This is a genomic window from Amycolatopsis sp. TNS106 (assembly GCF_019330265.1).
Lineage (GTDB): Bacteria > Actinomycetota > Actinomycetes > Mycobacteriales > Pseudonocardiaceae > Amycolatopsis > Amycolatopsis lurida.
In genome coordinates this window covers 1,246,424-1,269,270 of record NZ_CP024972.1, presented here as the reverse complement: position 1 = coordinate 1,269,270, position 22,847 = coordinate 1,246,424, and the positions used below count along the sequence as shown (strand labels likewise).

The window sequence follows — 22,847 nt, the reverse complement described above, 5'->3', positions numbered from 1 at the left end:
TCCTTGTGTCCCGACGGTCGCTTCACCGCGTTGCCGCGACTAGCCGATGCCAGCGGAACCTCCCTGGTGCCGCGGGCGCGGCGACGCGGCCCGATGTCCGGAGCCGACCCCATTCGGGCGATTCCGCGTACGCGCGAGGACGCTCTTCCCTCCGGACCTCTACGTCATGAAGAACTCCACGAAGGCGTGGGTGGCCCGGCCGGGGACGCCCTCCGCGAGTACGAACCCGGCCTTCTCTCGCGCATCGACGCCTCCAGAAGGCAGCGTCAGCCGGTCGTGCCACTGGGCTGACCGGGCGGGAAAAAATGCCGCAGACGGTGTTCGCGAGGAGTGACTCCGCGGTCGGCACGGAACGCTCGGGTGAAGTCAGCCGGCCGGGAAAACCCCCAGCGTGCCGCGATCGCGTGCACAGGTGTGTCAAGAAGGGCGGGATCGGCCAGATCATGAGCGGCCCGTTCCAGACGCTGTCGTCTGATCCACGCCGCGACTGTCTCTTCCTGGTCCTTGAAAAGATTGTGCAGGTGGCTGCGGGAGATGTGGTGAGCCGCGGCGATCGTACCGGGTGTCAGTGCGGGGTCGTTCAGGTTCTCTCGCACGAAGGTCCGGATCCGGAGGACGAGATTGCGGCGCCGACTCTCGGCCGGCACGGACGAGCCACCGTCCAAAGCCCGGCAGCAGAGCGCGATCACCAGGTCCAGGACCGTCGTCTCCAGCTGGGACGAGTCCTCGGGGCGATACGAGGCGGCGTCCCGCACGATCTGGGTCAGTACCTGGGCCAGGAGAGCACCGTACCCGGACTTTCCGTCCAGCGGGCGGCCGACCAGCCGCTCGATCCGGCTCTGTCGCACGGGTATTCGACTGTAGGGCAGGCCTATCGATGTTTCGGTGTGGGTTCCGCCTGCCGCCGGGATGTCGTAGAGCAGCGCGGAATCCGCCACCGACCAGTCGCCCGGGCGGAGCACGACCTCGTTCTTCCCGATCTGGATGCTCCGGGATTCCACGGAGAAGGACAGCCGAACCTCTTCCGTGTCAGCGCGCGCGACGATGGCCGGCGTACGCCGCAGGAGCATCGACGGCACCGTGCCGGTCATCGCCGACACGACCATGCCGCCCATACTCAGCAGGCGCTGATCTGATCGCAGGTCAGGCCGGTGATCATCGCGGAGCTTGACGAGCACGTTCTCACCGAGGCGGCCGAAGAAGGCGTCGACCCGTTCTGCAACAGGCAAGTCGTCGGTCCGGAAGTCCGTCGTGGTGAGCATCTGTTCCCCCGCTTCGCGATGATCGGCCACGGCCAGTGTCCGGCCTTGGGAAGCGAAAGGCAGCAGGCATTCGGTCGAAAAATCGGCGACTGAATGCTCAGCGATGGCGACGGAGTGCGAACGACATCCATGCCGTAGTCCAGGAAAGTTGGCGGCACGACCGAGGTCGGGCTACTTCCACATCAAGGACCCGAAAGGAAAATCCATGCCATTCAGCGCACGAATTCGCTCCCTCCTGCTCGCTGCGGGTATTGGCTGCGGTGTCGCACTGGTTCCCGTCAGCATCGCCCTCGCCGATGACGGTCGGCCCGTGACCCGAATCGCCGGCCCCGAAGCGAAAGCTGAGGTGCTGAGTACCGCCGAGGCCTCGTCTCCGAGACGGGCCTGCAACACGACAGTCGAGCAGCCCGGCGGCGCGAGAACCACGATTTACGTGTACTACAACAACTGCGGCACGATTCGCCTGCGTCTCACTCCCTTCGGTCGAGCCGTCGCATTCGACGGCTCTTACACCTACGTCGGCTCCTGTGCCACGGTCCCCGGTGGGACCACCGTCGGCTGGGCGGTGAGCCCGAGCCAGTTCCCGCCGGTGGATACCCACAACTGGGGACTCACGAACTGCATGTGACGATTCGAATCTCCATCGGCGAGGAGGTGCTCCACGCGTTGACCGGCGTGGAGCACGTCCTCGCCGGTTCACGTCTAGTGATCAACCCCGGAGATCGTCGGACAATGGCACAGGCACACGCCTTCATCTCGGCATGAACGGACGCTGCTGGTGCGTGTGTGCCAGCGCGTCTTCGACCGGTGGGCATCTGCAGCGTTCGACGAGCTCCACCGCCTTGGTGCTCCACCCCAACACGTGAGGGCGCGACGACGGTCGGCGAGTAGCAAACGCCCAGTCAGATGGCCCAGCGATGATCAATCGCAACCCAATGGCATATTTGCCAATATTGGCCAAGATCAATGAGACATGGCCACCGGAAACGATGTAGGTTCGCACGATCGATTTCGTTCGATCTTGCTGTGAACTGGGCAGATTCCAGACTTCTCATCGAAATTTAGCGCGATCTGACTCACAAAACTTCATTTCCTCGCCGGAAGACCCTCCGGCGGGCGGCCTCAACGGATCCGCACGACGCGGGCAGGGTGGTCTCTGTGGACTTGTCGTGGCCGTCCGCATCCCCGATCAGGATCAGCCGAGCTCTGTTGATGCCGACGGCACGCTGCTCGCCGTTTCGGCCCCGTTGCGAACCATACGGGACGTCCTCCTGATCGCGATCGCGTGACGATCTCGTTGCCTGATGTAACAGACATCGGGTTCGAGCGGACAGTGTCCGTGGTATCGGTCGTCGCTCGCACCCGGAGAGGGAAGTCGTGATCAAACCCCGCGCCAAGTCGGACAGGTGGGAGGAGTTCGCGCTCTCTGTTTTCCTGCTTGTTTGCTTCCTGCTGGCCTTCTTGAAAGACCTGTTCCCGTTTCTGGACAAGGGACTCACCGCGGCGATTTTCGCGGCGATCTTCTTCGTTCTCAAGCAGATCCGTGACATGCGGATCGAGGTTCAGAACGATGGGCCGGGCGAGGTGTTCTTCGCGACCAACGAAGAGTTCTATAGCTCGGCGCGGGACGCCGTCCGCGGAGCGGAGCGCGAGGTCCGCGTGACGTACTTCCGGCATGTGCCGCCCACGACGGTATCCAGTGCTGAGTCGCGTGAGTACTTCAGTGAGGTGCTCAATTTTGCCAGAAGAAGAGGAACTGTTCGGCGGATCATCGGTATCGCCAACGATGCTATGGCGAACTGGTGCGTTGCCCAGACGGGCGAAGTCGAGCGAAATCCACGGTACAACGTCCGGGTCATCGAGATGAGGAACCAGACGGTGGAACCGATGAGTATCTGTCTGATCGACGATGACACCATGTACATGGCATTCTCCGGGCCTACTGACCAGCAGCTTGGCGGCATCCGGGAGGACGCTCCCAAACTGGTGCATTTCCACCAGAACCGCTTCGACCAGCTCTGGGCCAGCGGGACGGACCTCCAGGAGTTCGCCAAAGCGAGAACGGCCGCTACCGACACTCAGCCGACATAGCCCGAGGAGGCGATACGACTGGCATCCGCGATCGGTTCCCTGTGGGCAGTGCATCTCGCGCCTATGATGTGCTGACTACGGCACTATTGGGATGAGTGTGACGAGTTGTGGTCCTGCAAGATCGACCACCAACGTCTCTGGCGGACACGACATGAGCTCATCCCCAGCGCCCCACCACGGACTCACGGTGCTCACCACCGAATCTGCCGGACGCCTCGGTGAACACCAGCCGTTGCGGCGGTCCGTGCACCGGCCCCAAAACGCGGGTCGACCGGAGCCGCGACCGGTCACCGCCTCGAACAACACCCCAGCGACGTCCACCGCTGGCCGACACCGCGGCCGCCTTCAATCTGAGATCTGGCGGTCGAACAGGTCCTGGGCGACGGCCAGTTGATCCTTTACCTACCCTCGGCCAAACCGTGCTCAACACGCTCTCCGCACCCCGGCCGTCCGATCAGCGGGCCCATCCTCACCGCGTACCGCGACGTCGACATCAAGCTGGACAGCACCGACACGCTCGACAACCTCGCGGTCGCCCGCACCAACTTCGTCGTTCGCCAGGCGAACTCGCCGAGCCGGCCGTTGAGCGATGCTTCCTGGATTCGGCCCCGGAGTTGGCGATGCTCTCGACCCGCCGTGGCCGGGCTGACGAACTCAGGCGCAGCCTGGAGCCAGCGGCTGAGGCGTACTCGTTCTTGCAGCGCGTGCCGTAGGGGCGTCCGCGTTCGCCGACGGCGAGCTTGCAGCGTTGGGACCGCCGCGCCGTCACGTCGGATGGGGAGAATTCGCAAAGGCCGGACAGATGAAGTGACCGGCATCACAATCCGATAAGTCGTGACAACCTCCGGCACCGGCGAACGCCTTCAAGCTCAGGAACAACCGATACCCTGGGGAGCACATGAAGAGACTTTCCGTCATCCTTGCCGCGATACTGGTGGCAGTCGCGTTGACCCCGGCCGCGCCCGCCGGCGCGACGACCCGCTTCGACCGGGAACTTCAGGCACGCATCGCACGAGCCCAGGCGTACGCCGACAGCAGGCCCGGTGACACCGGGATCGTCCTCCGGGACAGGTGGACCGGAGCCGTCTACCGGAGCAAGGCCGCCGGAACCCTCATCTGGGCCTGCTCCACCCCGAAACTGGCGATGGTGGTGGATCTGTTGCTGCGCAACGATTCCGGGGCCGTCCAGCTGACCGTTGAAGACCGGGACCTGATGCACCGGATGCTCAACTCCAGCGACGACGCCGCCGCACACACGCTGTGGACCCGGTACGGCGGGGAGGCCGAGTTCGCCAAGCGCTTCCCGTCGTACGGGATGACCGACATGCGGTTCACCGACCAGCACCCGCACCACTGGGGCTGGATCCTCACCACCGCGAACGATCTGGACCGGCTCGTCAACCACGTCCTGACGAAGCTGCCGCGACAGCACCGCGACTACATCGTCCGCGAAATGCGCACCGTCGACGTCAACCAGCAATGGGGTGTCTGGGGCGCCGGTACCGCCGCTCGCCCTGGCAACAAGAACGGCTGGTCCGACGACAACGACGACGGCTCCTGGATCATGAACTCGGTCGGCTTCGTCGGGCCGCACGAGCGATACACCCTCTCGCTCATGAACAACACCAAGGTCATCCAGAACGGCTACGAAACCGGCCAGGAGACCACGACCAAGATCAGTGAGATCCTGTTCAAGGGCTACTTCAAGGGCTGACCGGGCAACGTCGGACCCGGTGGATCTCACCGGGTCCGACGCGCCTCGAATTTCCTTCGGCCACCGGCGAACCGGGACCGAGTTCGCGCTGCTCTTCTCGCCTACCAGAGTGTGGACGGCCCCGAAACCACCCAGCCCGCGTCGACGGGTTTGACCCAGAAGCCCAATGCCACGTCGATCACCTGCTCGCGATAAGTGATTTCGACATAGAGATGGCTACCGGTCTCGCCCCAGGCGAAACTTCCGAGGCCGAGTTCGCCGAGCCACGACAGGTCGTGTTCCCACTCATCGTGAACGGGATCCTCGTCGGTACTCGCTCCGACTGAGCCGGACCATAGCGCCTTGAGTACGTGCCGGGCCGACGTGTGGTCGACGAGCTTCTCCGCCTCAGGCATCTTTCCCGCCCGCACGAGGGCGAAATAGTGGCGCACGACCGCCTCGACCTCGTTCCCGGCTGGCCGCTGCGCCCAGGTCTTCACGGTAGTGACGATAGAGGTGCCGCCGACTCCTGCGGAAACCCGCCTGGCGGTGGCAGGAACCGTTTCCAGGGTCCGCGGCAAGCGGCAGTTTTGGCGCGCAGGGGTCACAACCGCACCACATTCTGTGACACTTTGACGGGCTGTGTCCCACAGTGACAGCGCGAGAAGGGAATCTGCTGTGTCCGGAATGCTCAACAGACGCAAGGCGCTCGCTCTCGGGGGTGGCGCCGCGCTCGGCGTCCTGGCCGCCGGCACCGACACGGCTTCCGCCGCGACGGGATGGATCCGGCTGCCGATCGTCACCGCCAACATCGGCCGTGACAACCTCGGGGCGCGCGAAGCCGCGATCGACGCCGTCCGCAACTGTGACTCCCTGGTGCGGCCGCTGGTCGGCTGGCAAGAGATCAACGAGGGCGACACCGGTGAGCCCGCGATGATCGACCACTACTTCGGCCCGCTGTACAACAACGCGTTCCTGCGGCACAGCACGTCGTTCCGGATCCCGATCTCGATCCCGCAGCCGTGGGAGGTGGCGAGCGCGAAGACCACGTATGTGCACGGCGGCATCAGCGGGGTGACCCCGCCGCGCTGGATCAACGAGGTCGTGGTGCGTCACCAGAGCCATCCGACGCTCCAGTTCGCGCTGATCAACTCGCACTACATCGCGAACGCGTACAACGGCGACCAGCGCACCGACCTGCGCGACGAGTGGAACGAGCACAAGAGAATCCACGCCAGTCGCGTACTCGCGCACCACAACGTCGGGCGCCTGGTCTTCTGGACCGCGGATACCAACAACCCGAACTACTACCGGGCCACCGGCCTGGACACGGAGCGCCGGTGCTTCGGCACCGGGATCGACCGCATCAACTGGCTGGCCGGCAACGGCGTCGTCCAGGAGCAGTTCATCGACACCAAGACCGTGGACATGCGCGTGGACGGGCATGACGCCCGGGTCGCCGTCTTCCAGGTCCGCCTGGCCTGACGGCACGCACGGGCCAGGCATCGCTCGCCTGGCCCGTGCCATGGCTCAGCTCTCGAAGGCACACCATGCGCACCGCCGCCGCTCCGCGAACCACCCTGGCCCGTACGCCACACTGGTGGCGGTGAGCGGGCGGCTGGGAGGGTGCGGTGGAGTTTCAGGTGCTGGGTCCGCTGCGGGTCCGACGCGACGGGCGGGACGAGGCGCCGGCGGGACGGTTGCAGGGCATCCTGCTCGGTGTGCTGCTCGCGCGAGCGAACCAGGCGGTGCCGGTGGACGTGCTGACCGGCGCGTTGTGGGGTGACCGGCGCGACCCGCGGCACGGGCAAAGGCTTCAGCTGCACGTTCATCGGCTCCGCGGTGTGCTCGGGGAGCCGGATCGGCTGTCGTTCGGCGAGGCGGGCTACCGGCTGCGGGTGCTGCCGGGAGAACTGGACTCGGAGCGGTTCGCATCGCTGTTCGAGGAAGCGCGAGAAATCGCGGACGAGGAACCCCAGCGGGCGGTCGACATCCTGCGCGGGGCGTTGGGCCGGTGGCACGGCGACCCGTTCCGCGACGTCGACGTCCCGCTGCTCGCCGACTGGGCGCGGCGGCTCACCGAGCTCAGGTCGGTCGCGCTGGAGACGCTCTACCAGGCCGAACTCGCCTGCGGGCTGAACGCGGCGATCATCGGCGAACTGACGGATCTGGTGCGCCGGTATCCGGTTCGCGAGCGGCTGCACGGCCTGCTCATGACCGCCCTGTACCGCTCCGGGCAGCAGGCCGAAGCCTTGCGGGCGTATCGCGCGGCACGGGACACACTCGTCGAAGAACTCGGCGTGGACCCTGGGCCCGAATTGCGTGAGCTGCACCGGCGCATGCTCGCGGGAGAGACGCTGGGGCCGGCCGAGAAGAGGCCGGTCACGAGTGTTCCCGCTCAGTTGCCGGTGGATGTGCGGGGATTCGTGGGCAGGGACGCCGAGCTGGTGGAGCTCGACGGCCTCCTCGCCGCAGGAGCGCCCGCGGTGGTCTCGGCCGTCGCCGGAACCGCCGGAGTGGGCAAGACCGCGCTCGCCGTGCGATGGGCACACCGGGTGCGGGATCGGTTCCCCGACGGTCAGTTGTACGTCGATCTGCGCGGCTACGGCCCCGATCAGCCGGTCTCCCCGGAAGACGCGCTGGCGGGCTTCCTGCGCGCGCTGGACTTGGACGGTGCGGCGATTCCGCAGGATCTCGCCGAGCGCGCCGCGCGGTTTCGCACCCTCGTCGCCCGCCGCCGGATGCTGATCGTGCTGGACAACGCCCGCACGGTCGAGCAAGTGCGTCCCTTGTTGCCCGGTAGCCCGTCGTGTTTCGTGGTGGCGACCAGCCGAGACGCGTTGGCCGGTCTCGTCGCCCGTGAGGGCGCCCATCGGCTCGATCTCGATCGGATGCCGAACGAGGACGCCCGCGTTCTGCTCCGTGAACTGCTCACCGACCGGGTGGACGCCGAGCCGGAAGCGACCGCGGCGCTGGTGGAACGGTGCGCTCGGCTACCCTTGGCCTTGCGGATCGCCGCCGAGCTGATCCGGTCACGGCCCGCTCGCGGCCTCGGCGAGTTCGTCGACGAGCTGTCCGGCCAGCAGGACGCGCTCGATCTGCTGGACGTCGACGGTGATCCGCAGACCGCCGTGCGCGCCGTGTTCTCGTGGTCGTACCGGAAACTGGACGCGGTGGCGGCCAGGCTGTTCCGGCTGCTCGGCCTGCATCCTGGGCACGACACGGACGACCATGCGGCGGCGGCCCTCGCCGGCACCGGGCTGCGGGAGACGCGCCGCGCGCTGGACGTGCTGCGGAGGGCTCATCTCGTCGATCAGTCGTCCGACGGCCGCTACCGTTCCCATGACCTGCTGCGGGCGTACGCCGCCGAACTCGCCGAATCCACCGACAGCGCCGACGAACGCGCGGCCGCGCTGAGCAGGCTGCTCGACCACTACCTGTTCACGGCTTCGGCCGCGATGGACGTCATCGCGCGAGACGACTACGCCCCGAGGCCGAAGGCGCCGGCACCCCACGGGGAAGTACCGCTGTTCTCGACCTACGACCACGCTTGGCGCTGGCTCGACACCGAGCGGGCCGATCTGCTGGAGGTCTGCGGGCAAGGCGGACCGGCGTCCGTGATCCACCTGTCGGAGACCGTCTGGCGTTACCTCGACACCGGCGGCTACTACGACGATGCCGTCGCCCTGCACACTCGCGCGGTCGACTCCGCCCGTGCCTTGGAAGACGAACGCGCGGAAGCGAAGGCGCGACGCGCACTCGGTGTCACGATGTCACGCCGGGGCCGGGACCGCGAAGCGATCGACCATCTGGAGTGGGCGATGGCCGCGTTCCAGCGCACCGGAGAGCAGGGATTCCAGGCCGCGACGCTGAGCTTTCTCGGCTGTGTGTACGGGAAGAAGGGCGAGCTGGAAGAGGCCCGGCGGAGGTTCGAGCGCGCACTCGCGCTGACCGACCCGGACGAAAGCTGGTATCTGCACTGCGCGGTCAGGATCAACCATTCCCAGAACCTGTTGAGCCTCGGCCTTCCCGATGAAGCCAGACACCATCTCGACGTGACTTTCACCCTGTGCCGGGAAAATCATGACGAACACATCGAATGCAACGCGGTCAATCTCCTGGCCAAGATGTATCTCCACATCGGACACGACGACGACGCCTTCGACCACGCCCAGCGCTGCTTGACCCTCGCCAGGGCAGCGGGATTCCGTACCCAGGAAGCGGACAGCCTGAGGGTTCTGGGGGTGGTGTACCGGCGACGGGGCGACGGCGAACAGGCCTTGCGCCACCATGAGGAAGCGGCGACGCTCGCTCGTGCCATCGGTGACACGGAAGTGCTCTCCGAGACGCTCAACGCGTTGGGCGCCACCCACACGTCCGCGGGACGCCACGCCGAAGCCCTCCGCTGTCACGGCGACGCGCTGGCCGTCGCCACCGAGGCAGGCCACCGCGAGCAGGTGGCGCACGCCCACGCCGGCCTCGGCGACGTCCACGCCGAACGGGGCGAGCACGACGAGGCCCGCCGTCACTGGCTCCGGGTACTCGACTTCTACCGTGACCTCGACGTTCCCCAGGCCGCCGAAATCAGGGCGAAGCTCGAAAACCTGGACGGCTCATGAATCCCCCGAGCCGAGCAGGACGTGCGCGCGCAGCGCGGCCTGGGTCCGGCTGGTGACGCCGAGTTTGGCCAGCACGTTGCCGACGTGCACCTTGACCGTGCGTTCGGCGAGCCCGAGCCGTCCCGCGATGTCGCGGTTGGACAGTCCGGAACCGAGCAGCGACAGCACTTCGCGCTCGCGCGGGGTCAGGCCGGGATCACCGGTACCGCACAGCGTGGCCGCCGCGGACGGGCTGATCACGGTCATCCCGTCGTGCGCGCCACGGACGGCGGCGGCCAGTTCGGCCCCGGTGGCGTCCTTCAGCACGAAACCGGCGGCGCCGGCGGCCAGCGCCTGCCGGATCTCGTGCCGCCTCCCGATGGTGGTCAGCATCAGTACGGGCGGCGGGGCGGGCATCTGCTCACGGAGGCGACGCAGGGTCTCCAGGCCGGCCATGTCCGGCAGGTAGAGGTCGAGCAGGACGACGTCGGCCGGTTCCCGTGCGATGACGAGGAAGTCGAGCAGCTCCGGCCCGCCCGCGCACTGCGCGACGACGGTCAAGCCCGGCTGCGCGGCCAGCACCATCGCCAGCCCTTCGCGGACCAGGGCGTGGTCGTCGACCACGACAACACGAACCATGGGATCACCTCGATGGCGCACACTCTACTGTCGGGACGTGCTCAATCATCTCCGCGCGCGTTTGGACCTCGGGATGATCCTGCTGGTCGCACTGCTGTTCTCGGTTAGCGGGCTGGGAACGGAGAGCTGGCAGGCGGTGGCCGTCGCCGCCGCGCAGCTGCTGCCGCTGGCCGCGCGGCGGCGGGCACCCGGCGTCGTGCTCGCGGTCGTCACCGCGGCGACCGTGGCGCAGCTGCTCCTGGGGCCCGCTCGCAACGTGGCCTACGTGCCGGTCCTGCTCGGGCTCTACACCGTGGCCGCCCTGCCGAACCGTACCGGGCACCGGGTGCTCGCGGTCGGCGCGGCAGCCGCCGTGGCGATGGTGATGGGCGAGTTCAAGGGCCTGGTGGACGGCACTTTGCTGGCGCTGGTGGCCTTCGGCGTGGCGTGGACGATGGGCATGGAACGGCGGCGGCACGTGGCCGATCGCGCCCGCCTCGTCGAACAGCAAGCCCGCCACAGCGCGGAAAGCGCGGCCGCGGAACGCCGCGAGCTCACCGCGCGGCGGCTGCACGACACCCTTGCCCACACCACGACGGTGATGCTCGTGCAAGCCGAGGCGTTGCGTGCGACCGCAGATCTCAGCGAACCGGCCCGCGAGCGCGTGGACACGATCCTCACCGCGGGCCGGGACGCGCTCACCGAGGTCCGGCAGACCCTCCGCGACCTCGCCGAGGACGAGCATCCGCCGCCCGCGTCCACCGAACTGCCCGAGCTCCTCGCGCGGCTGCGCGCCGCCGGTCTCGTACTGGACGAACCCACCGGCGTGCCGGACGGGGTGACCGGAGCGCTGGCCGAGCGGGTGATCGCCGAGGCGGCCACCAACGCGCTGAGGCACGCCGGCCCCGGCACGCGGGTCCGGATCACCGTGCGGAGCCACGACGACGACGTGCATGTCGAGGTCGGCAACGAACTGCCCGCCACCACGAGACCGGGTGGCGGCGGCTTCGGCCTGGCCAGCGTCGCCGGTGAGCTGGCCGAGCACGGCGGCAGGCTGGAATTCGGCCCGCGTGGGCGGCACTGGGTGGTCCGTGCGGTCATCCCGGCCGCCGGGCCAGCAGCTCGGACACCGTGACGAACCGATAGCCGAGCCCGCGCAACCTTTCGACCAGCGGGACCACCGCTTGCCTGGTCGTGGTCCGGCTCTGGTACATCCCGTGCAGCAGGACGATCGAGCCCGGCCGGACCTGCTCGGCGGTGTACTCGGCGATGCCGGAGGCGCTGGCCGCCACCTCGGGATAGGAGTCCGGTTCGACGTCCCACATGATCGTCCGCCGCCGATGCTCGGCGAGATAACGCGGCAGGCCCAGCAGTTTCTTGCCGTTCGGCGGGCGGAACGTGATCTCGCCGCGGTAGCCGGTCCGGCGGATCAGGGCGTCGGTCCGCTCGATCTCGGTGGCCACCGTTTCGGCTGACACGAAGACCATCCGCTCGTGAGAGTAGGAGTGGTTGCCGAGTTCGTGGCCAGCGGCGGCGATCCGTGTGCCGAGGTCCGGGTGCCGCTCCAGTTCCCGTCCGGTCAGATAGAAGGTGGCGGGCACCCCGGCCGCGTCAAGGCCGTCGAGGAGTTCCGCGGTACCCGCCGGGTCCGGCCCGTCGTCGAAGGTGAGCGCCACGACCTTGTCCGGCACGTCGACCCGATGGGTCAGGCCGCCGTAGAACTGGAAGGTCCGGGCGTTGACCAGCCGATCGAGACCGAAGGCCGACGCCGCCAGCACGACGGCGGCGATCAGGCCGAGCACCACGGCCTTGCGGGCACGCGGCGAAGCAGGAAGGACGCGCATACGGGCACCCTGACCGATCGCCCGCCAAGGCGGAAGCGGCGGAGGTCCTAGTACCTTCGCTCCCGGTCAGCCCTTGGGCACCACCTTGCCGACGACGACGGCGGCCAGCTCGGTCAGCCTGCTCCTGACCTGGACGCCCTCGGTCTTGTTGAGGTAATCGAGGTGGTAGACGACATTGCGGTAGCGCACCGCGACCTTCGCCTGGTTGCCGGTCTTCCCCAGAGGGACCAGCAGGGCGTCCTCGGCGCCCTGCACACCCACCTCGCCTCCGTTCGGCACTCGGCGTTTCAGGTGCCCCTTCGCGGCGTCCACTCCCGACTGCTCGCGCGTGGCGTGGAAGACGTAGCTGGTGACGATCACGAACGCCGGGCTGACCTTGTCCTTGAGGTAGTGGTCGTTGTTGTTCCAAGAGCACTGGCCCTGCTCGGACCTGTCCGACGAGGTGCTGCCCGAAATCGGTTTGAAGTCCATCCGGCCGGGGATGTACGGCGCCACCTCCGCCTCGGTGAAGACCGCGCATCCGCCCGGCGCCTTCTCCAGGTCCTGGGAGGCGTCCACCCGCGGAGACGCCTTGCCGGAATCGCTCAATCCGAAGTACAGCAAGACCCCGCCGCCACCGAGGACGACCACCAGCACGATGACCAGCACCGCGATCAGCGGGCCGGCCTTCCGCTTGTGCGGCAAGGGTGGCTGCCAGGCGGCGCTCTGCTGGTGGTAGTGCTGCTGCTGCGGGTACGGCTGACGCCCCGGCGGGCCGGGCTGAGTCATCGAACTCCTCGAGTCTGTCTGAAAAGGACGGTCGCAGGATGGGCTACCGGTGCCGCCGAGGGCCCGGATCGTCGTCCCAGTCCGGCTCGAAGTCGAACTCCCGAGGCCGTCGTGAACTCGGTGGCGGGAAGGCGTCGCGGCGGTCCTCCGCCCTGCGCCGGATCGCGGCGACGCGGTTGTGCCAGCGTTGCGTCAGCGCCGCGGATTTCTCCGCGCCTGCTTTCTCAGCCGCGTAACACCGCTCGGCCCTGGCCGCGATCCGGTCCCGGTTGCCGTCGATCCGGTCCGCGAACCGCGCGCGCATCCGCTCGACGCGCTCCTCCCCGATCATCGCGGCATCACCTCCCGCCGCCCACCGGAACCGGCCCGCGCGCCCTGTTCGAGCATTTCCCGCATCACGCCGAGGATCTCCTCGAACCCCTCGTCGGTGGCGTCGCAGACGTCCCAGAAGGCCTCGACCTTCGTCTCCACCACCGGCACCAGATTGCCGTCGCACCATTCGGCCGCCGACCGCTGGACTTCGGCCTTGACGTCGTCGCTGATGTTCAGGCACTCCTGGTCGGCCGGTATGCCGAATTGCGAGGCCACATAAAGGATGTCCTCGTCGCTCGCCCCTCCCTTGGCGACGGTGACCAGCCGATCGACGATGTCCGGCGCGATCCCGTTGATGGTCGCCGAGAACAGGCCGTTCACGGTCTGCGCCTTGATCACGCACATCTGCTCCAGCGCGCCGCGGACCTCGTTCAGCACCTTGCCGGCGTCTTCCAGCTCCTTCGTCAAGGCCCTGGCCTGGCCCACCGCGTCGTCGTAGCGCGACGACGCGGCGTCCGCGGCCTCCCCCTCCCACTCGGCGAACAGGCCGCCCTGGGCCGTGACGAGTTCGTCGACGTGGCGCTGGAGACGGCCGACCGCCTGTGCGTACAGGTCGGCCTGGAGACCGATGCGCCGGAACCCCACCTCACGCTGCTCGTTGTACCGGGCCTTGAAGATCCACTTGTCCGCGAACGGGTTACCGGTCAAGGACGTGCCGCCATTGCCCGAACCACGGGCGCCCACCCGGGATCCACCGCTGGAGTACCGGCAGTACTTCCCCCAGAACAGCTTGAAGAAGTCCAGTCCGATCTCGCCGGAGTCGAAGATCTCCTCGGAGTTCGCGGCGCCGGAGCTGCCGGCGGCCTTCAAGTTGTCCGCGTAGGACTGAAGCCGCCGGGCGTCCTCGCGCTGCTCCTCCAGATCGTCCGCGTACCTGCGCTCGTTCTCCGCCTGGTCGATCGCGGCCTGCATGTCCGCGCCGGGGTTGCCCGACCCGGGCAGCGCGCCGGGGCCCCCGGGGTTCTCCTCGCCGTACGTCGCGATGGTCGCGGCGTCGTTGACCGCCTGGCTCAACGCGCCGTTGTTGATGGCGTTCGCGGCGTAGTTGTCCACGTACTCCTGGGCGTCGTACTCCTCGATGTACTCCTTCACCTCGTCCGGCACGGCGTCCTGGTCGTACCCGGTCCGTTCCTGGGTGATGACGTCGCCCCAGATGTACCCCGTCGCGTAGTCGTAGCTCCACGCGGCGATGAGCTCCCGTTTCGTCTCGTCGGAGACCTCGGGGTCGTCGAGGATCGCCTTGATCTCCTCGTCGGTCGGGCTCACCTGGCCGTTCGGCCCCGCCGGGCGGTACCTCGCCTTGGCCTCGTCCCACCAGGCCATCAGTCGCCCACCTCGCGCAGGCCGTCGAGCCGTGACGCGAAGTCCGACTCGGTCTCCCCGTAGACACCGGCGGACTCCCGCAGCAAGCGCGAGATCTCGTCGATTTCACCGACCAGCCGGACGGCGACACTCGCCAGCTCCCCGCTCGCGGCGAGGTACGCGGCACCGTGGCCCTGGTAGCGGTCACCGCCGAAGTCCAGCTGGACCACGACGGTGTGCGCCACCTGCCCGCTCACCGACCATAGCCCGGCGCCGACGGTTCCGAGCTCGTCACTCACCTCCAGCAACTTCGCTGGATCGACTTCGTACCCCACGCGATCCCCTCTCGTCCCTGCCCCACGAAAGAGGTTAGGAACGCGGCTTTCACGCGGCTTTCATTCGCATGAAAGCGCCGAGCCGTCAGCATCTTCGTGTGGGAGTGCGGCGTCCACCGATAGGCGGCTCCCGCGGGCGGGGCTAACCGGCGTTGTCTCGGTCACCACGGGTCGCGGCATGATCATGACCAGCCGCTTGACGACGCCGACGTCGTCGCTTCCACCACTCGACGGCGATCACGCCGATGACCGGCCCCAGTCCGGCGAGCCCGTGGAACCAGATGTCCGCGCGACCGAGCATGTGGTGGATCCCGACCGTGCCGAAATAGCACACAGCCGCAAGCCCCACGAGGTACACGACCAGCCAACCGCGCCGCCGACGCGGCACCACGTCCGCACGTTCCCCATCCGCAGAAGACACGCCGTCCAGCATGCCCCAACTGTCGACGCAGTACACCCGCGCCTCCCGGCTCACGGGGTCTCGGGTGATTCGCCGGCCACGAATATCCAAGTGGTCAAGCAGGTCGTGGCCGACCGCGGGGAGCGAGTCCGGTCGTCGTATCCAGACGGCCGGCATCATCGGGGAACACGCGTCGAGCGACCATCTCGGCGACAACAGTGGGAGTTCACCACCCTGCGCAGCGTGCGTTCGGCGTCGTCCGAACGGCGGTAAGTCGTTGCTCTACGCGACGATTGAGATATCGAACACCGCGCCGACGATCTTGAAGGCGAGGTCGAAGTCTCTCCAGTCGGTGTTGGTGTGCACGACGACCGCGCGGTCGCCGGAAGGAGTACTCACCGCCATGGTGGCGGTTCCCCAGAACGCGCCGGCCATCCCGCGCAGTGTGCGCCCGCCGGTCACCGCTTTGTCGAGCTCGAACACGCCGAGCCCGTAGTGGGTGTGGGGTATCCAGCCGCTGCCCTCGGTGGAGACGGTGGTCCACATCGCGCGATGCTGAGCTTGCGGAAACAGGCTGCCGGTCGCCATCGCGTCGATGAAGCGGATCAGGTCGCCGGTGGTGGAGACGACGTTGCCCGCCGACCAGAACAAGGAAGTGTTGAACTGGGTGACGTTCAGGGGCGGTGTAGCGGGGTCTTCCATCAGTTCCACCCAGTTTTCCGGGGTGAGCGACGCCGGGTCCGACCCGTCCTTGAGGAACATCGACGAGTACGCCTGGGGATGCGGGTCCGGATATCCGTGGTCCTTGGCGGGCCGCACGTAGGTGTGGTTCAGGCCGAGCGGTCGGATGACCAGGCGCTCGACCGCGTCGGCGTAGGAGTTGCCGGTGACCTTCTCGATGATCGCGCCGGCGAGGTAGTAGCCGCCATTGGCGTATTTGAAGCGGTCACCGGGCTCTCCGATCGGCGGCTGGGACAGCCCGAGCTTGAGCAGGTCGGAGGTGGTCCAGACGTCGAAGCGATGCCGCTCCAGGTTCGCCCGGGTGGCATAGTTGTTCGTCGTCTCCGGTGCGAGGCCGGTGGAGAACAGTCCGGCGGTGTTGCCGAGCAGGTGCCGGATGGTGACCTTGTCGCCGTCGTAGCCGTTGACGTTCATCACGCCGGGCAGCCACTTCTCCACGGTGTCCTCGAGGCTGAGCCTTCCCTCGGCTTCCAGCCGCAGCATCGTGGCGGCGGTGAAAGCCTTGCCGCTGCTGCCGGCGTGGATGTACTCCCCAGGCTGACGCCGGGCACCGGTTTCGATGTCAGCCACTCCGGCCGCGCCGAACCAGGTTTCGCCGTCGTCGCGAACCTCGGCGACGATGCCGGGAACGCCCGCCTCGGCCACCGCCCAGTCGAGTAGCTGCTGAATATCAGAGGAAATCATGTCTGCTTCCTTTGCTCTTGAGCCTTTCCGATACTCTGAAAATTACGTTGCATACACAGAGTCGTCAATCAGCTTCTACTGAAGCAACAACGAAAAGCGCAGCTAGAATGGCATGAATTGTTGCGCGAGCCTGAAGGCTAATGCAACGCCGTCGTTGCGTTAAACTGTTCGCAACGTCGACGAGCTAGGGGCACACATGGCTGGAGAAAGACTCACCCAGCAGGACCGGCGGCAGATCGCCGCGGGACTGCGCGACGGGCTGACCTACGCCGCGATAGCCCGCCGCATCGGGCGACCCACCTCAACCGTGACTCGCGAGGTGATGCGCAACGGCGGGCCGAACGGCTACCACGCAGATCGAGCTCACCGAGCCGGCACTCACCAAGCACGCCGGCGTAAGAGCACTCCGCCCGCCTCGTCACCGGGACGAGCCGACCTCGGCGGGCGCGATCCGCGGATCGTGAACGCGGTGGCCGCGCACAGCACCGAACTATTCGTCCGGACCGGGCTCCCCCGGATGATGGCCCGGGTGCTCGCCGCGCTGCTCACCACCGACAGCGGCAGCCTCACCGCGGCTGAACTCGTGCACCGCCTGCAGGTCAGCCCCGCCTCCGTCTCCAAAGCCGTCGGCTACCTGGAGACGATCGAAATCATCCGACGCGAACGCGACCTCCACCGGCGGGCGGAACGCTACGTCGTCGACGACGACGTATGGTTTCAGGCGATCATGGCCAGCGCGCTTATCGACACCGAAATCGCCACCGCCTGCCGGGCCGCCGCGCAAAGGCTCGGCGCCACCACCCCCGCCGGTAAGCGACTGGAGAACATGAGCCAATTCCTCCACCGCGTCAGCGACGACCTGGCCCGCTCAGCCAAACACTGGCGCAAGGTCTACGCCACCCACCCGGCCACCGAACCCGAGGACGAAGTGTCACCGCACTGAAGCCGGCGGCGGTTGTCGGTGACAGGGTCGGGTTGAGCGAAGCCAACTCCGGCGATGTGCTTCCGGCCTGACGACACGCCGTCCGCAGCGACGAATCAAGGTCGGTGCATGTTTGGCCGGGATAGCGAGCACAACCGCACCACGTTGGCGTCGACCTGATGGTCAGCAAGGATGCGGACTCATCATCGGTCCAACTGCTCACCTGCCGGCCCAGAACGCGACCGGATCCTGTCCGGCCGGAGCATCGTCCATTCGTGACGCGGTGCTCCGGCGACCGTGGTGGCAACCAGCACTCCTCCGACACGCCGATCGGTGCCGCACAAGGAGAATCCGGCCTCACCGAAAGCCGACTTCGGTGCTTTGAGCTCCCGGAGATCGGTGGCCCGATGACGGCCGCTTCCCGGCATGAGCGTGCGGGCGGTGGCATTATCGTGTGCCGGTGGATCACTGGGCCACTCCTGAACAACCTTTGACCGGCGAGTTCGCCGCCGAGTGGGAGCCGACCCAGCGTCGACGTCAAGGAGGAAGCGATGCGCAACGAGACCATGGAGCAGTTGGACGTCCTGGTCGGATCGTGGCAGACGACATTGCGAAACGCTTGGTTCCTGGAGCCGACCGACCAAGAGGTGCCCGGCTCAGCGACGATCGAGTGGCTCGGTGACGCGTTCGTGGTCTTCCGCTGGACGATGGGGGGCGATGCCGGAAAGGCCACGAGTGAGATGGTCTTGGTTCTCGGTCGCAGCGACGCGCGCGACGCCTACACCGCCCTCTACCACGACGAACGAGGTGTCTGCCGGGTCTACGACATGACCTTCGACGGCTCGCAGTGGAACCTGAGCCGTGAGGACCCCGACCTGTTCCAGCGGTTCATCGCCGACGTCGGGCCCGATCGGATCGTCGGTCGCTGGGAGCGTCCGAGGATCAGGGATCGACCTGGCGTAAGGACTTCGACCTCGTCTTCGAGCGGGCGTAGCCGCGTCCGGCAGCGTCTCCCACCGGTCATCCGGTACCGATGCGACTGCCGCGAACCATCTTGAGCGCCGCGGTCTTCATCGATCTTCCTCCTGACAACTCACTTCGACCGTCGTCTCCGAGGTGACCGTGGGGTCAGGCCTCGGCATCAGATCGCGTAGCCGTATGCGGTCATTCCGGCGGGGCCGCGGGGCGGATGACGGCGACCGGGCAATCCGAGTGCGCTACCAGCGCCTGGCTGGTCGAGCCGAGCACCATGCCCTGGAAGCCGCCGCGCCCCCGGCTGCCGACCACGAGCAGGCTCGCCTTCTCGCTGAACTCGAGCAGGGTCCGCGCCGGTCGCCCCTTGCGCACGACGAGTTCCACCTCGACGTCCGGGTACGTCTCCTGCCACGGCGCGATCTGCGCTTCGGCGTCCGCGCGCTCCGCGGCCTCGATCTCAGCCGGATCGACGTCGAGGAAATGCGGGCGGACGGCGCCGTGGTCGACCATCACCGACCAGGTCCGGACGACGACGAGCCGTGTTTCCCGCTGCTGTGCCTCGTCGAACGCGAACGCGAGCGCCGCCGCGCTCGACGGCGAGCCATCGGTGCCCACGACGACCGGCTCGTCCACCGGGACCACGCCGTCCGGCTGCTTTCCCCTGGCGACGACGATCGGGCAGTGGCCGTGGTGGGCCAGCGCGACAGCGGTCGAGCCGACCAGCATCCCGGTGAACCCGCCCAGCCCCCGTGACCCCAGCACCACCATCGTCGCGCGGAGGGATTCCTGCACCAGCGCGGGCACCGCGCTCCATTCGCGGGCCGCGGTCTCGACGACGAGGTCCGGATATCGGCCGAGCACCTCTTCCCGTGCTTCGGCGAGCCATTCGTGGCCACGGCTCTCAAAACCCGCACGGACCGCTTCACGCGGCATGCTCACACCGGGCGTGTTCACCGCCGGAACCGAGTACACATGCACAAGCCGCAGCGGCAATCCCCGCCGCAAGGCCTCATCGGCGGCCCACATCGCCGCCGCCCGAGCCGACCCCGAACCGTCGATCCCGGCCACAATGGCTCCTTCAGCGGGCAACCGCATGATCACTCCTCGACACTCACCCGGCCGATCTCTTCGGCGACTCGGTTCTGTTCCAGCTTCGCCGCGCGGGCGCGCCAAGCGCAGAGCCCGACGTCCCGATTACCCTGGCGACCGATCCGCTACACAGGACCGAAAGGCCCTATTCGGGCAAGGAAGTCTCCCGGGTGGCCGATCCTTCCACTCCTTTGTGGACTATCGAGCCGCAGCGAGGCCATCTTCTTCCGGCGAACGGGCGACGATCACCGGGCACAGCGCAGAGGACAGCACCTGCTGGCTGGTGGAACCGAGCAGCATTCCGGCCACTCCGCCCCTGCCCCGGCTGCCGACGACGAGCAGCTGCGCGCGGTCTGCGTGGCGGAGCAGTTCATCGGCAGGACGGCCGCGGACGACCACCCGCTCCACGGTGACGTCGGGGTGTTTCTCCTGCCAACCGGCGAGCCGTTCGGCCAGTACCTCGCTCTCCCGTTCCTCGATTTCGCGCACGTCGAGCGTCCATCGTGCTTCCTCGAACAGGGCCGAGAGGAAAGCGCCGTTCCACGTGTGGACAGCGACCAGCGGTGCTCGCCGCCACGATGCCTCCTCGAAGGCCAGCGCCAGCGCGGCTTCACTGGTCCGGGTGCCGTCGATACCGACGACGACCGCGCCTTCAGTGGGCGGGTGTTCCTCGTCGGCATGGGGGCGCACCACCGCGACCGGGCACTTCGCGTGCGCCGCGAGCCCGATCGACACCGAGCCGACCAGCATCCGCCCGAGCGGACGGATCTCTTCCGGGCCCAGCATCAGCAGGCCGGCTTCCTCCGACATCGCCAGCAACGCCTGCGCCGGCTTCTCGTAACGCAGAATCAGCTGAGCGTCCACGGAGGGTTCAGCCTCCCTGACGACTTCCCGGGCCTTCCGGAGCAGACGCTGTCCCCGCATCCGCGCCATGTCCGCGAGTTCGTCATGCGTCGGCAAAGGCTTCGGATACTCCAGTGAGTCCTTGTCGAAGGCATGGACGAGCCGTAGCCCGACACGGCGACGCCGGGCCTCGGCGGCGGCCCAGCGCACGGCCGTCAACGAGGACGCCATCCCGTCGACCCCCGCGATCACGGCCTTGTCGGGGAATCCGCTCATGAGTCTTCTCCTCGATGTACAGGTGGTTGAGGCGGCACCCGTTCAGAAGCCGGTGCCGAGCAGTTCGTCGATCGAGCGTCGCGGGGAGTGCGGAACGTCGCCCGAGGGGAAGCCGAAGCGCATGAGTGCTTGCAGGAAGCCGGAAAGCTCCAAATCCTCGGACAGGCCGGCTCGTACTTCGGGCAGATGCAGTGGCTGTGTCAGAACCGACCCGACGAGTCCTTCGTGGACCGCGTCGAGCCAGGTCAGCTGCAACGCCCGCCCGGCACGAAGATGATCGTGCCGGGTATCACCTGGTGTGACGAACGCCAGCAGCGTCTCCTCGGTGAGCCTCCGCTTGAGGACCTCACGATCCGGCAGTGCCGTCGACTCACGGACCAAACCCGCCCACGGCAGCGATCCGGCGGGACGCCCGCTCGATGCCAGGCCTGTGCCGTGCAGGTACCCTTCGTCGCGAAGCGTCCACAGTGACAGCTCCCGCTGATAGGCCCGGTCATGCTGATGGGTCTCGGCGGCGAACTCGAGCAGGTCCGCGACCCTGCCGAGCTCGATCTCGTCGAGGACCGGCCTGGCTTCGATGCCGTTCGAGGCCGCGGCGTGGCGGAGACCCACGATCTGGTGCCTGGTCAGCGACCTTCCCGAGAAACGGCGGCGATAGCTGTGCCGTCGCTTGATCGCGGCATATCGGTTCACCTCCGAGGCCGAGGGTGAAAGTGGCCCGTCCGGTTCTACGGCGGCCACCACCTCGGGCCTGCCCGGGTCGGGGAACTCCGCGGTGTAAACCCGGTGGCCGAGCACACGGATGGCGAGTTCCAGATTGGCCAGCGCGGCACCACACGACAGGAGGCGATCACGACCTTGCGGATCGTGCTCGGGAAGCTCCAGCTCCCGGCGCTCGACAAGGACGAGCAAACCGTCCTCGAAGTTCAGCCGCCAGGGCTGGATGTTGTGCACCGACGGCGCACGCAGCACCGCCCCCGCCAGAACTTCCAGTTCCGTCGGCGACCACTGCTCCGGATGCCTTCGCCCGACCATGTCAATCCTCTCCTGCTACTCCCACCCTCCCCACGATGCGTCGTCGCGGCGGACCGGCAGCAGATTCGGAGGACTCGGATCACCAGGACCAAGTACCCCACGACGGTGTGACGGTTGTGCCGGACGGAAACGGACGAGTACGGTCGAATTCGCGGGCCCGGCGGCACGCGGAGAGGTGAAGCCGCCTCGGTGTCCGGCTTCCGGACGGCAGTGGCATCGACTGTGCCGGGAACTGCTCTCGACCCAGCCGGACCTGCGCTGACTGATGCTCACGTCCTACGCCGACGACGAAGCGCTGTTCACCGCGCTTCGTCCTCAAGCAAGTCCTGGCCACCGAACTCGAAAGGGACCCGGTTCGACACTGTTCGGCGACCGATAAGCCTCGCGGGCGATCACCCGGCCAGGCGCAGCGGTGGCACTCCGGCGGACCACAGGTCGCGCCGATACCGCAGGAGCCGCGCCTTCAAGTCGCTGAGGTCGGCCCGTCGATCCGGTGGGACGGGCGCGTCGAGCGGCCCGCCGACGGACTCGATCGCGGCCACGAATCGGGCGACGTCGGCGGGCGGCGGTACGAGATCACCGCCGAGGTAGGCGAGTACCAGCAGGTCTTCCCCCGAGTGGGTCTCCATGGCGAAAGCCCAGCCATGGCGTGCGTCCCACAGCAGGGCCATGTCCCGGTCGGGACGGCCCGGCAGCCGCGCGTCCAGCGCGACATACGCCGACGCGGGGTGATCGAGGTCCACGGCGCAGGACTCCGCCCCCACCCCGACCGCGGCACTGACCTCGGTCAGGTAACCGGCCAGCCCGCACCGCAGGTCGTTGTCGGCTTCGATTCCGGTACGCAGGGGAATCACCTTCCGTCGGATCGGGAAGTCGACCGGTCGCTTCGATCCGGCCTTTCGGCCCAGACCGTACGAGTTCCCGGCGGTCACGGGATGGCGTCATACGGCCCCCGGCGAAAGGACTTTCGTCCCCCGATGACAGTTCGGGATCACCACC

23 protein-coding genes are annotated in these 22,847 nt (G+C 67.6%); 9 read left to right on the top strand and 14 right to left on the bottom strand.

What is annotated here, in order from left to right:
- Positions 1-266: 266 nt before the first annotated feature.
- A complete protein-coding gene (locus tag CVV72_RS05745) occupies positions 267-1,106 on the bottom strand; it encodes a helix-turn-helix domain-containing protein (RefSeq protein ID WP_255632542.1) in 840 nt (279 codons plus the stop codon).
- A 45-nt stretch (positions 1,107-1,151) separates the two neighbouring features.
- On the opposite strand from CVV72_RS05745, the gene CVV72_RS41500 reads away from it, so the two are divergent.
- The 4 genes from CVV72_RS41500 to CVV72_RS05730 all read left to right on the top strand — a co-directional run bounded on the left by CVV72_RS41500 (position 1,152) and on the right by CVV72_RS05730 (position 5,067).
- Positions 1,152-1,355 carry a hypothetical protein gene (locus CVV72_RS41500; protein WP_255632541.1) on the top strand — a complete coding sequence of 68 codons (204 nt, stop codon included), beginning with the start codon at positions 1,152-1,154 and terminating at the stop codon, positions 1,353-1,355.
- 112 nt (positions 1,356-1,467) lie between these two features.
- Complete coding sequence (locus CVV72_RS05740) at positions 1,468-1,890, top strand: hypothetical protein (protein WP_219151385.1); 423 nt, start codon at positions 1,468-1,470, stop codon at positions 1,888-1,890.
- A gap of 749 nt (positions 1,891-2,639) precedes the next feature.
- Entirely contained in the window at positions 2,640-3,353 is a 714-nt protein-coding gene (locus tag CVV72_RS05735; RefSeq protein WP_219151384.1) for a hypothetical protein, read from the top strand.
- A gap of 898 nt (positions 3,354-4,251) precedes the next feature.
- Complete coding sequence (locus CVV72_RS05730) at positions 4,252-5,067, top strand: serine hydrolase (RefSeq protein WP_219151383.1); 816 nt, start codon at positions 4,252-4,254, stop codon at positions 5,065-5,067.
- Positions 5,068-5,168: 101 nt separating this feature from the next.
- On the opposite strand, the gene CVV72_RS05725 is transcribed toward CVV72_RS05730, so the two are convergent.
- Positions 5,169-5,546, bottom strand: a complete 378-nt coding sequence (locus CVV72_RS05725; RefSeq protein ID WP_219151382.1) for a hypothetical protein — start codon at positions 5,544-5,546, stop codon at positions 5,169-5,171.
- 187 nt (positions 5,547-5,733) lie between these two features.
- Between CVV72_RS05725 and CVV72_RS05720 the strand changes: the two genes are divergently transcribed.
- Both CVV72_RS05720 and CVV72_RS05715 read left to right on the top strand, forming a co-directional pair.
- On the top strand, positions 5,734-6,531 hold the full coding sequence (locus CVV72_RS05720) for a hypothetical protein (RefSeq protein WP_255632540.1): 798 nt from the start codon (positions 5,734-5,736) through the stop codon (positions 6,529-6,531).
- Between the two features lie 146 nt (positions 6,532-6,677).
- On the top strand, positions 6,678-9,665 hold the full coding sequence (locus CVV72_RS05715; protein ID WP_219151380.1) for a BTAD domain-containing putative transcriptional regulator: 2,988 nt from the start codon (positions 6,678-6,680) through the stop codon (positions 9,663-9,665).
- On the opposite strand, the gene CVV72_RS05710 is transcribed toward CVV72_RS05715, so the two are convergent.
- Complete coding sequence (locus CVV72_RS05710; RefSeq protein ID WP_219151379.1) at positions 9,660-10,283, bottom strand: response regulator transcription factor; 624 nt, start codon at positions 10,281-10,283, stop codon at positions 9,660-9,662. The genes CVV72_RS05715 and CVV72_RS05710 overlap by 6 nt on opposite strands.
- Positions 10,284-10,320: 37 nt before the next feature.
- Between CVV72_RS05710 and CVV72_RS05705 the strand changes: the two genes are divergently transcribed.
- Complete coding sequence (locus tag CVV72_RS05705) at positions 10,321-11,397, top strand: sensor histidine kinase (protein WP_219151378.1); 1,077 nt, start codon at positions 10,321-10,323, stop codon at positions 11,395-11,397.
- Here CVV72_RS05705 and CVV72_RS05700 read toward each other — a convergent pair.
- The 7 genes from CVV72_RS05700 to CVV72_RS05670 all read right to left on the bottom strand — a co-directional run bounded on the left by CVV72_RS05700 (position 11,360) and on the right by CVV72_RS05670 (position 16,708).
- Complete coding sequence (locus CVV72_RS05700; RefSeq protein WP_219151377.1) at positions 11,360-12,106, bottom strand: polysaccharide deacetylase family protein; 747 nt, start codon at positions 12,104-12,106, stop codon at positions 11,360-11,362. The two genes, CVV72_RS05705 and CVV72_RS05700, sit on opposite strands and share 38 nt — an antisense overlap.
- Positions 12,107-12,172: 66 nt before the next feature.
- A complete protein-coding gene (locus CVV72_RS05695) occupies positions 12,173-12,874 on the bottom strand; it encodes a hypothetical protein (protein WP_219151376.1) in 702 nt (233 codons plus the stop codon).
- Between the two features lie 43 nt (positions 12,875-12,917).
- Positions 12,918-13,205, bottom strand: coding sequence for a hypothetical protein (locus CVV72_RS05690; protein WP_219151375.1), 288 nt, complete (start codon positions 13,203-13,205; stop codon positions 12,918-12,920).
- Complete coding sequence (locus CVV72_RS05685; RefSeq protein ID WP_219151374.1) at positions 13,202-14,569, bottom strand: WXG100 family type VII secretion target; 1,368 nt, start codon at positions 14,567-14,569, stop codon at positions 13,202-13,204. The genes CVV72_RS05690 and CVV72_RS05685 overlap by 4 nt, the downstream gene beginning before the upstream one ends.
- Positions 14,569-14,847, bottom strand: coding sequence for a hypothetical protein (locus CVV72_RS05680; protein WP_219151373.1), 279 nt, complete (start codon positions 14,845-14,847; stop codon positions 14,569-14,571). The genes CVV72_RS05685 and CVV72_RS05680 overlap by 1 nt, the downstream gene beginning before the upstream one ends.
- Positions 14,848-15,025: 178 nt before the next feature.
- Positions 15,026-15,316 (bottom strand): hypothetical protein, encoded by a 291-nt coding sequence (locus CVV72_RS05675; protein ID WP_219151372.1) that lies wholly within the window; start codon positions 15,314-15,316, stop codon positions 15,026-15,028.
- A gap of 249 nt (positions 15,317-15,565) precedes the next feature.
- Positions 15,566-16,708: a serine hydrolase gene (locus tag CVV72_RS05670; protein ID WP_219151371.1), complete on the bottom strand. Its 1,143-nt coding sequence runs from the start codon at positions 16,706-16,708 to the stop codon at positions 15,566-15,568.
- 196 nt (positions 16,709-16,904) lie between these two features.
- On the opposite strand from CVV72_RS05670, the gene CVV72_RS05665 reads away from it, so the two are divergent.
- Both CVV72_RS05665 and CVV72_RS05660 read left to right on the top strand, forming a co-directional pair.
- The gene (locus tag CVV72_RS05665) at positions 16,905-17,651 is read left to right on the top strand and encodes a helix-turn-helix domain-containing protein (RefSeq protein ID WP_219151370.1); all 747 of its coding nucleotides are present in this window, start codon (positions 16,905-16,907) and stop codon (positions 17,649-17,651) included.
- Positions 17,652-18,181: 530 nt separating this feature from the next.
- On the top strand, positions 18,182-18,688 hold the full coding sequence (locus tag CVV72_RS05660; protein ID WP_219151369.1) for a hypothetical protein: 507 nt from the start codon (positions 18,182-18,184) through the stop codon (positions 18,686-18,688).
- 106 nt (positions 18,689-18,794) lie between these two features.
- Here the strand turns inward: CVV72_RS05660 and CVV72_RS05655 are convergent, their stop codons facing one another.
- The 4 genes from CVV72_RS05655 to CVV72_RS05640 all read right to left on the bottom strand — a co-directional run bounded on the left by CVV72_RS05655 (position 18,795) and on the right by CVV72_RS05640 (position 22,702).
- On the bottom strand, positions 18,795-19,700 hold the full coding sequence (locus tag CVV72_RS05655; protein WP_219151368.1) for a universal stress protein: 906 nt from the start codon (positions 19,698-19,700) through the stop codon (positions 18,795-18,797).
- A 192-nt stretch (positions 19,701-19,892) separates the two neighbouring features.
- Positions 19,893-20,813: a universal stress protein gene (locus CVV72_RS05650; protein ID WP_219151367.1), complete on the bottom strand. Its 921-nt coding sequence runs from the start codon at positions 20,811-20,813 to the stop codon at positions 19,893-19,895.
- Between the two features lie 42 nt (positions 20,814-20,855).
- Positions 20,856-21,848 (bottom strand): nitroreductase, encoded by a 993-nt coding sequence (locus tag CVV72_RS05645; protein WP_219151366.1) that lies wholly within the window; start codon positions 21,846-21,848, stop codon positions 20,856-20,858.
- A 392-nt stretch (positions 21,849-22,240) separates the two neighbouring features.
- Entirely contained in the window at positions 22,241-22,702 is a 462-nt protein-coding gene (locus CVV72_RS05640) for a DUF6292 family protein (protein WP_219151365.1), read from the bottom strand.
- Positions 22,703-22,847: the final 145 nt, after the last annotated feature.

Bases quoted from the DNA above. Each gene is read 5' to 3' on its own strand.
- CVV72_RS05685 (WP_219151374.1), bottom strand. From the start codon at position 14,569: ATGGCCTGGTGGGACGAGGCCAAGGCGAGGTACCGCCCGGCGGGGCCG.
- CVV72_RS05695 (WP_219151376.1), bottom strand. From the start codon at position 12,874: ATGACTCAGCCCGGCCCGCCGGGGCGTCAGCCGTACCCGCAGCAGCAG.
- CVV72_RS05690 (WP_219151375.1), bottom strand. From the start codon at position 13,205: ATGATCGGGGAGGAGCGCGTCGAGCGGATGCGCGCGCGGTTCGCGGAC.
- CVV72_RS05710 (WP_219151379.1), bottom strand. From the start codon at position 10,283: ATGGTTCGTGTTGTCGTGGTCGACGACCACGCCCTGGTCCGCGAAGGG.
- CVV72_RS05700 (WP_219151377.1), bottom strand. From the start codon at position 12,106: ATGCGCGTCCTTCCTGCTTCGCCGCGTGCCCGCAAGGCCGTGGTGCTC.
- CVV72_RS05675 (WP_219151372.1), bottom strand. From the start codon at position 15,316: ATGCTGGACGGCGTGTCTTCTGCGGATGGGGAACGTGCGGACGTGGTG.
- CVV72_RS05670 (WP_219151371.1), bottom strand. From the start codon at position 16,708: ATGATTTCCTCTGATATTCAGCAGCTACTCGACTGGGCGGTGGCCGAG.
- CVV72_RS05730 (WP_219151383.1), top strand. From the start codon at position 4,252: ATGAAGAGACTTTCCGTCATCCTTGCCGCGATACTGGTGGCAGTCGCG.
- CVV72_RS05720 (WP_255632540.1), top strand. From the start codon at position 5,734: ATGCTCAACAGACGCAAGGCGCTCGCTCTCGGGGGTGGCGCCGCGCTC.
- CVV72_RS05660 (WP_219151369.1), top strand. From the start codon at position 18,182: ATGCGCAACGAGACCATGGAGCAGTTGGACGTCCTGGTCGGATCGTGG.
- CVV72_RS05645 (WP_219151366.1), bottom strand. From the start codon at position 21,848: ATGGTCGGGCGAAGGCATCCGGAGCAGTGGTCGCCGACGGAACTGGAA.
- CVV72_RS05650 (WP_219151367.1), bottom strand. From the start codon at position 20,813: ATGAGCGGATTCCCCGACAAGGCCGTGATCGCGGGGGTCGACGGGATG.
- CVV72_RS05740 (WP_219151385.1), top strand. From the start codon at position 1,468: ATGCCATTCAGCGCACGAATTCGCTCCCTCCTGCTCGCTGCGGGTATT.
- CVV72_RS05745 (WP_255632542.1), bottom strand. From the start codon at position 1,106: ATGGTCGTGTCGGCGATGACCGGCACGGTGCCGTCGATGCTCCTGCGG.
- CVV72_RS05665 (WP_219151370.1), top strand. From the start codon at position 16,905: ATGGCTGGAGAAAGACTCACCCAGCAGGACCGGCGGCAGATCGCCGCG.
- CVV72_RS05655 (WP_219151368.1), bottom strand. From the start codon at position 19,700: ATGCGGTTGCCCGCTGAAGGAGCCATTGTGGCCGGGATCGACGGTTCG.